At 32.3% G+C, this 8,464-nt stretch carries 10 protein-coding genes; 2 read left to right on the plus strand and 8 right to left on the minus strand.

Annotated features, from left to right (window positions below; translation table 11 throughout):
- Window positions 1–106: 106 nt before the first annotated feature.
- The gene (locus EG242_RS14290; RefSeq protein ID WP_124900553.1) at window positions 107–1,042 is read right to left on the minus strand and encodes a LysR family transcriptional regulator; all 936 of its coding nucleotides are present in this window, start codon (window positions 1,040–1,042) and stop codon (window positions 107–109) included.
- 98 nt (window positions 1,043–1,140) lie between these two features.
- On the opposite strand from EG242_RS14290, the gene EG242_RS14295 reads away from it, so the two are divergent.
- Window positions 1,141–1,611, plus strand: coding sequence for a Dps family protein (locus EG242_RS14295; protein ID WP_124900555.1), 471 nt, complete (start codon window positions 1,141–1,143; stop codon window positions 1,609–1,611).
- A 33-nt stretch (window positions 1,612–1,644) separates the two neighbouring features.
- Here the strand turns inward: EG242_RS14295 and dnaN are convergent, their stop codons facing one another.
- From dnaN to EG242_RS14330, 7 genes are all read right to left on the minus strand, one after another.
- Window positions 1,645–2,763 carry a DNA polymerase III subunit beta gene (dnaN, locus tag EG242_RS14300; protein ID WP_124900557.1) on the minus strand — a complete coding sequence of 373 codons (1,119 nt, stop codon included), beginning with the start codon at window positions 2,761–2,763 and terminating at the stop codon, window positions 1,645–1,647.
- 175 nt (window positions 2,764–2,938) lie between these two features.
- Window positions 2,939–3,196 (minus strand): Txe/YoeB family addiction module toxin, encoded by a 258-nt coding sequence (locus EG242_RS14305; protein WP_124900559.1) that lies wholly within the window; start codon window positions 3,194–3,196, stop codon window positions 2,939–2,941.
- Window positions 3,197–3,451, minus strand: a complete 255-nt coding sequence (locus tag EG242_RS14310) for a type II toxin-antitoxin system Phd/YefM family antitoxin (RefSeq protein WP_124900561.1) — start codon at window positions 3,449–3,451, stop codon at window positions 3,197–3,199.
- A 108-nt stretch (window positions 3,452–3,559) separates the two neighbouring features.
- Window positions 3,560–5,239 (minus strand): gliding motility-associated ABC transporter substrate-binding protein GldG, encoded by a 1,680-nt coding sequence (gene gldG, locus EG242_RS14315; RefSeq protein ID WP_124900563.1) that lies wholly within the window; start codon window positions 5,237–5,239, stop codon window positions 3,560–3,562.
- Complete coding sequence (gene gldF / locus EG242_RS14320; RefSeq protein WP_124900565.1) at window positions 5,239–5,964, minus strand: gliding motility-associated ABC transporter permease subunit GldF; 726 nt, start codon at window positions 5,962–5,964, stop codon at window positions 5,239–5,241. The genes gldG and gldF overlap by 1 nt, the downstream gene beginning before the upstream one ends.
- A 1-nt stretch (window position 5,965) precedes the next feature.
- Window positions 5,966–6,262 carry a putative quinol monooxygenase gene (locus EG242_RS14325; protein WP_124900567.1) on the minus strand — a complete coding sequence of 99 codons (297 nt, stop codon included), beginning with the start codon at window positions 6,260–6,262 and terminating at the stop codon, window positions 5,966–5,968.
- Between the two features lie 13 nt (window positions 6,263–6,275).
- On the minus strand, window positions 6,276–7,100 hold the full coding sequence (locus EG242_RS14330) for an SAM hydrolase/SAM-dependent halogenase family protein (RefSeq protein ID WP_124900569.1): 825 nt from the start codon (window positions 7,098–7,100) through the stop codon (window positions 6,276–6,278).
- An 87-nt stretch (window positions 7,101–7,187) separates the two neighbouring features.
- Here EG242_RS14330 and EG242_RS14335 point away from each other — a divergent pair, with 87 nt between their 5' ends.
- Window positions 7,188–8,204 (plus strand): PhoH family protein, encoded by a 1,017-nt coding sequence (locus EG242_RS14335; RefSeq protein WP_124900571.1) that lies wholly within the window; start codon window positions 7,188–7,190, stop codon window positions 8,202–8,204.
- Window positions 8,205–8,464 lie beyond the last annotated feature (260 nt).

The raw sequence follows: 8,464 nt of genomic DNA on the forward strand, positions 1-8,464 counted from the left end.
ATTCGACAGAAATATTAACAACCTAAAAATTAATCTCGTTTAATAATGCACTATGGGTTAGTACTATACTAAAAAATTAAATTTCAATATTAAACTTACTTTTTATCTACTTTAACTTAGGACTTATAATTGCAATATCCTGAAAAGCTATCGCGCCTTTTACTACTCCGGAAATTGTTTGCCTTAAAACCTCAACAATATGACTTTTTAATTCGTTCTTAGGAAAAATCAAACTAACCTCACGTGACGGTTTTGGATCGGCAAATTCAATAATATTCTTTTTATCTTTTTCGCTTAAATTCAATGTATGCAGATATGGCAACAGCGTCACTCCTAAACCTTCGTTCGCCAAACCAATCAAGGTTTCAAAACTTCCCGAAGTCAATTCAAAATTCTGAGATGGATCTAACTTTGAAGCCTTGCAAATGTTTAAAATTCCGTTAGTAAAACAATGTCCGTCTTGTAAAAGTAAAATATCATTTACATTTAAATCATTTGGTGTTAACTGTGTTAATCCGTTTTTAAATTCTGTAGGAAAATAACCCACAAATGGTTCGTAATAAAGTACTATTTCTTTTAAATCGCTTTCATTTAGTGGCGTTGCAGCAATAGCAGCATCTAACTGTCCTTTTTGTAATCGGCTTATAATTTCTTCTGTAGTATGCTCTTCAACAATTAAATTTATTTTAGGATATTTTCTAATGAAATTCTTTAGAAACATTGGTAGCAACGTAGGCATAATGGTAGGAATGATTCCTATTTTAAAATCTCCGCCAATAAAACCTTTTTGTTGTTCTACAATATCTTGGATACGGTCGGCTTCATTTACTATATTCTTAGCTTGTTCTACAATTTTTTTACCAACCTCGGTTAACTGAATAGGTTTTTTGTTTCGATCAAAAATTTTTATGCCCAATTCTTCTTCCAGCTTTTGAATTTGCATACTTAAAGTTGGTTGTGTAACAAAACACTTTTCGGCAGCAAGCGTAAAATTCATATATTCTGCAACAGCAAGCACATAATTTAATTGTGTTATTGTCATTTTAAAGGTTTTAGCTATGGTTTAATTGATAATATCAATAATATTTATACAAATATCGTGTTTTTATTCGTAAATTTGATAGTACACATAAAAATTGAATCGTTATGAATATTTTAGGATTACCACAAAAACAAACAAAAGAAAATATTGAACTACTTAATACGTTACTTTCTAACTTTCAGGTTTATTATCAAAATTTAAGAGGCTTGCATTGGAACATTCGCGGAAAACGTTTCTTTGAATTGCATGTAAAATTTGAAGAATTGTATAACCAAGCGCAATTAAGGATTGATGAAATTGCCGAGCGTGTGTTAACTTTAGGAGGAACACCTTTACATACATTCGACGATTATTTGAAAAACAATTCGTTGAAAGTTGCAAAAGATATTACTAATGATGAAGAAGCGGTTGAAGTAATCGTAAAATCGTTAGCTTCTTTACTTACCATTGAACGTGAAATTTTAGAAAAAGCTGGTGAAATTAATGATGAAGGAACCAATTCTATGATGAGTGATTTAATTACCGAACAAGAAAAAGACATCTGGATGATGCAGGCGTTTTTGGGATAAAAAAAGTGGGTTGAAAAACCCACTTTTTATTTATTAATTATTCAACATTACTGGCATAACAAGCATTGTTACTGTTTCGCCTTCGTCTAAACCATCGATCGGAGTTAAGATTCCAGCTCGGTTTGGTAACGACATTTCCAGTTGTATTTCGTCTGACTGTAAATTAGTTAACATTTCGGTTAAGAAACGTGAGTTAAAACCAATTTGCATATCATCTCCTTTATAATCACATGTTAAACGCTCGTCTGCTTTGTTTGAGTAGTCAATATCTTCTGCTGAAATGTTTAATTCTGTTCCTGCAATTTTTAAACGAATCTGGTGCGTTGTTTTATTTGCGTAAATAGCTACACGACGAACCGAACTTAAAAACTGTGTACGAGAAATAATCAGTTTGTTTGGATTTTCCTTAGGAATTACCGCTTCGTAATTTGGATATTTTCCATCGATTAATCTACAGATTAATGTATAGTTATCAAAACTAAACATTGCGTTAGAATCGTTGTATTCAATAGAAACCGCTGCGTCTGATGTTGCTAAAATATTCTTTAAAATATTTAAAGGTTTTTTAGGCATAATAAAGTTTGCTTCTGAAGAACTTGTAACATCGGTTCTTGAATATTTCACCAATTTATGTGCATCGGTAGCAACAAAAATCACTCCTGTTGGTGCAAACTGAAAGTAAACACCCGACATTACCGGACGTAAATCATCGTTACCTGCAGCAAAAATTGTTTTACTAATTGCGGTGTATAATATCTCGGCTCCTATTTCTGCTTTCGACGGATCTTCTAGCATTTCTGCTTTTGGAAATTCATCGCCAGGCAAATAAGCTAAAACGTATTTTCCTAAATCAGAACTAATTTCAATAGTACTGTTGTCTTTCACTGTGAAAGTTAAAGGTTGTTCAGGAAATGTTTTTAAGGTTTCTAATAACAAACGTGCCGGAACTGCGATAGATCCTTCACTGGTTGATTCAATCTCTAAAGTAGCCATCATAGTTGTTTCCAAATCTGATGCTGATACTTTTAATTGATTTTGATCAAGTTCAAACAAGAAATTATCAAGAATATGTAAGGTGTTGTTACTGTTGATAACGCTTCCTAAAACTTGTAATTGTTTCAATAGATACGAGCTCGATACAATAAATTTCATTAGTTTATTTTATTTATGCCTTGTTGGCAGGTTTTTACAAATATATTTCTTTTAATGCGAATATAAAACTTTATTTTTAACCTTTACTTCCGCATAAAAAAACACTTTTTTTTCCACATAGATTTCTTTATACTTCTTATAATTAAACTATTGAACTATCTTGCAGTAAGAACCTTTAATCATAATGAAATCTACATTTTGCAATGAGAATTTCATTTTCTTGATATTTGTAGATTAATCTATGTTCATCATCAATTCTACGTGACCAAAATCCAGAATATTTATGCTTTAAAGGCTCTGGTTTTCCAATTCCATTAAAAGGATTTCTAGAAATGTCTTTTAATAAATCATTAATTCGTTTTAATTTTTTTTTATCGGTTTTTTTCCAATATAAATAGTCTTCCCAAGATTCATCAACAAAAATATACTTCATTTATTTTTCTATTAAATCTTTTGAAAACGATTTGCTAGTTTTCAATTTCTCAATTGCTGCGTCTAAACGTAATTCATTTTTTCGTGAAGAAAGTTCATAATTTGTAGCCATAAGTGAATTATATTCTTCCAATGACATTACAACAATACCGGAATCTTTCCCCCGATTAATAATTAAAGTTTCGAAATTTTTCGCAACTTTATCTAAATACGATTTTATATCTTTTCTAAATTCAGAAACACTTGCTATTAACATAACATTGTACTTTTATTTGTACAAATATATGTACAATATTTACATTTTGCAAATTAATAAAAATTTTGAATTGTGTAATAGCAAACTAAAAAGACTAAAATTAAACAACTATTTTGTGTATTTCTTTTTGCGTAAAAAAGTAAAAACAAAACCAAAAACAGCCAATACAATTAATGGTAAAACCACAATTATTATTTGAATGTAGTTATAATCAGCATAAACTTTTTCTTTGTCAAGCAACGCTAATTTTACCTGTTTTGTTCTTAAATTAATCAATCCATTATCGTCTAACAAATAATTTACAGCATTTACAAGGAATTCTTTGTTTCCGTACAAGGTGTTTGTCCATTTATCGTAACCTAATTCCATTGGCTGAAAATCTTGATCTAACTGATTTTTAACGATGTCGCCATCGGCAATAACAACCATTTTTGTAGGTTTTCCTTCGGTAAGATAATTGTCTGTTTTAAAAGGAACAATTCGGTTTTTAAATATCGATGTAAAATTTCCTTCTAACAAAACAGCCAGTGGAAACGATTGTGTTTTTATGGTTTTAAGATCAACCTTTTCTTGAATGGTTTTAGATAAACTCACAATACTTGGTGTTCCTACCCTAACCGAATAAGGCGATGACGACAGTAATATTGTTTTTTTGATGTTGTTTTTTAACGTATCGATACTGTTTGCAAAATCGAATTTTACGACATCGATATTATTTACGATCGGGTGCGTTGAAGAACCAACAACATACGGCGCAAATTTCCAGTTGAATGTTTCGTAAACCGTTTCGCTGCCTTGCTGACCACCAGCTAGTTTTATTGGCGATCCCATTTCGTCTTTAACCAAATCAGGATTTACACGCACACCGTATTTAAACAGCATTTCGCCTAAACTTTGATCTTTGGGGTAGACCAGCATTTCGCTTGTAGCATTGTACAAACTGTCCATATCTGCCTGAACCTGATCCAGCATCCAGATTGATTTTCCGCCGTTCATTACAAACTGATCCAACACCTGAATTTGATTTTCGTTGAAGGTTTTTGTAGGTTTGGCAATGATTGCTAAATCGTATCCTTGTAAATCTTTTAAGGTTTTCTGCGGATTTACCGCAACGCTATCTAATGTAAAAGGTGCTATAAAATAACTGTCTTTTAAAGTGCGAAGAAAATCGGCAATGTACATATCATCTAGTTCGCCTATTCCTTTTATAATCGCAATTTTTTTAGATTTTTCGGTATTTACCTTATAAATTGCTTCGGTTATTGCGTATTCTAAATGCTGAACAGACGATGCAATTTTATCTTCGGTTGTAGCGGTCATGGCATTCTTAAGCAACTGAATTTTCGCGCTTTTTTCCCCTTTCGTAGCAACTGCCCACGGAAAAACCATTTCTTGTGATTGCTTGCCTTTATCGTTTACCGAAATATTAATCGGTTTCATTCCGTTTACAAAAAGATTTTCAGCCATTTTAGCGGCTTCGTTTTCAGCTGATAACGGATCAACAAACAAGAAATTAACATTGCTGTTGTAGGCATTGAATTCTTCTAACAACTGCTTGCTTTCGGTTTGTAATTTGCGTAATTCGGTAGGAAAATTTCCTTCTAAATAAACATCAATAAAAACAGGTTCTGTTACGTTGCCTAACACATTTTTGGTAGCTTGTGAAAGCGTATATCTTTTATCTGAAGTTAGATCAAACCTATGAAAAACGTAGCTTCCAACAATATTCAAAACAATTAATACTGCTGCAATGCTTAAAAACGATTGTATATTTTTTTGCTTTTTCATTATTTACGCACGTTTTTTAGATTAAACACAGTTGCCATTAAAAAGAAAAGGGTTATCGAAATAAAATAGATTAAATCTCTGGTATCAATTACACCGCGACTTATGCTTTTGAAATGATAGCTTATTCCAAATTTTTCTATTAATGTTGCCGATGATTTGAACAGTTCTGCCAATTGATCGAACCCTAAATAAAGTACAAAACAGATGATTACCGCTAAAATAAACGCCACAATTTGATTGTCTGATAACGACGAACAGAAAATTCCGATGCTTGTGTAAGCTGCAATTAAGAACATCAATCCTAAATAAGAACCTAAGGTGCTGCCTAAATCCATATTTCCTGCAGGCATTCCGTACGGATTTAAAATAATGATGTATAAAACCGTTGGTAAAATTGCCAATACAACCAGTAAAAAGGCGCCTAAAAATTTACCGGTAACAATTTGGTTTAAGCTTAAAGGTTTGGTTACCAACAATTCAATAGTTCCTTGTTTACGTTCGTCTGAAATACTTTTCATGGTAATTGCGGGAATCAGCAAAAGTAAAACCAAAGGTGCCAATTGAAAAAACGGACTTAAATCGTTATAACCGCTTTGTAAAATGTTGTATTGCCCGTCTACAATCCAAAGGAAAATTCCATTTAAAATTAAAAATACGGCAATAACCAAGTAACCTGTTAACGAACCAAAAAACGATTTGATTTCTCGTAGTAAAATAGCTTTCATATTATGGTAACGATACTAATTTATCAACACTCCACGCTTCTGGCTTATCATTAAAAAGCGCTTTTGTAAATGCCCAAACATCTTTAAAAAGATCAGAATTTCGGTAATTTTCCAGATCCGTTTCTTCGTTCCAAACAGAATACGTGAAAAAGATACTGGGATTGCTTTTGTCTTGATAAATTTCTAAAAAATTGTTTCCAGGAAAGTTTCGTATATTCATTTTAACACCGTGAAAGTGTTCTAAAAACATCGGAATTTTCTCTTCATGAAAACTCATTTTAACTATTCTAATAAACATATTTTAAATTTATTTATTCGGTAAATTCTATAATAACAGTGTCGCGATACGATACACCAAAAAGGGTTTTCGCATTTCCTACATTCTCATAATCAGACTTATAAATCGACATTTGTAAAAAATCTAAATCATTAAATATAAACAACATATCACCTTCATATTCACGCAGCGTTTTGCTGTCTGTATTAAAATCGGCATAATACTCGTTAATCTTTGTAATACGGTATCTAACAGCATTAATAACGTATTTTCGTCCATTTCTAATACGTTCAAACAAATCTTTAGAAATATTGGTAACGGCATTTCCGTAATGATCTATGTAAATAACAGATCCTCGAATCGAATTTTCGTCATCGGCAACTTTCGGGCGTAATTCAACCAAAAGCTCGCAATCGTTATAATTTATTTTAGTACCCAAAATGCTGCAAGGTACATTATTAAAAAGCTGTTTTGCAATGTGGGTGTATAAAGAAACGGTATCGTTGCATGAATTCGGAATATTTAAATCAACGATTTCCGTTTCGTCATCGGCAGTCGCCAATAAAGTAATAGCTCCGTTGTTTGCCGTTAAAAAAAAGTGATCATTAAATTTTGTAAGCAGAAACGATGTTTGATCGAACATTTCGGCTTCAACCAACACCATGTGCAGACTGCCTTTCGGGAAATTACTGTACGCCCCAAACAAAACATAACTTGCATTGGCAATGTTATATAAATCTATACAGTGCGAAATATCAATTATCTGAACCAACGGTAATTCGGTCATTATTTTACCTTTTACCGATGCAACAAAATGATCCTTAATACCGTAATCTGTTGTTAGCGTAATAATTGACATTAATATTTTTTGTTAGTGTTTTTTAATATTTTTTGTTAGATTTGATATAATACAAAACTAATTTTTTTTAATTAAATCTAATAGCTTTTGAACGAAAGAATAATAGAATTAGAGCATATTACTCCAAAAGATTTTTGGGGTGCGCAGGATATACATTTAGAGGTAATTAAAAAACTGTATCCAAAATTAAAAATTGTGGCTCGTGGAACTACCATGAAAATTTACGGTGAGGCTGAAATTTTAGACCAGTTTCAAACGCGTTTTGATCGAATTTTAAAGTACTACGAAAAATACAGCCAGCTGAACGAGAACATTATCGAACGATTGATTTTAGACGATGTTCCGCAACGTATGGATAAATCAGACGAAATTCTGGTACACGGTTTAGGTGGAAAGCTAATTAAGGCTACAACACCAAACCAGCAGAAAATGGTCGATCTGGTTTATAAAAACGATATGGTTTTCGCTGTTGGCCCTGCAGGTACAGGTAAAACTTATACCGGTGTTGCATTAGCCGTAAAAGCTTTAAAAGAAAAACAAGTTAAGCGTATTATTTTAACCCGACCTGCAGTTGAAGCCGGAGAAAATCTAGGTTTTTTACCGGGCGATATGAAAGAAAAGTTAGATCCGTACATGCAGCCGTTATACGATGCATTGCGCGATATGTTGCCCCCAACCACGTTAGAAGATTATTTGTTAAAAGGAATCATTCAGATTGCGCCATTGGCATTTATGCGAGGACGTACACTTGACAATGCTTTTGTAATTTTAGACGAAGCCCAAAATACCACCCATTCACAAATGAAGATGTTTTTAACGCGTATGGGTAAAAATGCTAAATTTATTATTACAGGTGATCCGGGTCAGGTTGATTTACCACGAAAAGTAACATCGGGTTTACGCGAAGCTTTACGAATATTAGAAGGTGTAGAAGGTATTGGTTTTGTGTTTTTAGACGATAAAGATATTGTACGTCACCGTTTAGTTAAGAAAATTGTGGAAGCTTACAAAATTGTGGAAACAGCAAACGAATTTGCATCGCACCAAAATTATTACAGTAATAATTCATCACAAAATACACAAAATGAAAATCCGACGAGTTAGTCGGATTTTTTTTTTTTTTTCTGATTTTAACTTTCCTTGGACAATATTATTATTAATGAAAGAATCCCAGCAAAAACTAATCCATAAAAAAGAATATAAAATTTTATCTCGGTTGCATAGCCGGGACCTACCCTGAATTTTGGAAATTTAGTTTTCCAAATACCAATTAATCCGATAATTATTAATGTTATACTAATTATTACCCGTAGTGCATTATAGAAAAAGTTGCTCAAAAGATTAAAAATCAGTATATTGTATTG

It is taken from the genome of Paenimyroides viscosum, assembly GCF_003858535.1.
Lineage (GTDB): Bacteria > Bacteroidota > Bacteroidia > Flavobacteriales > Flavobacteriaceae > Flavobacterium > Flavobacterium viscosum.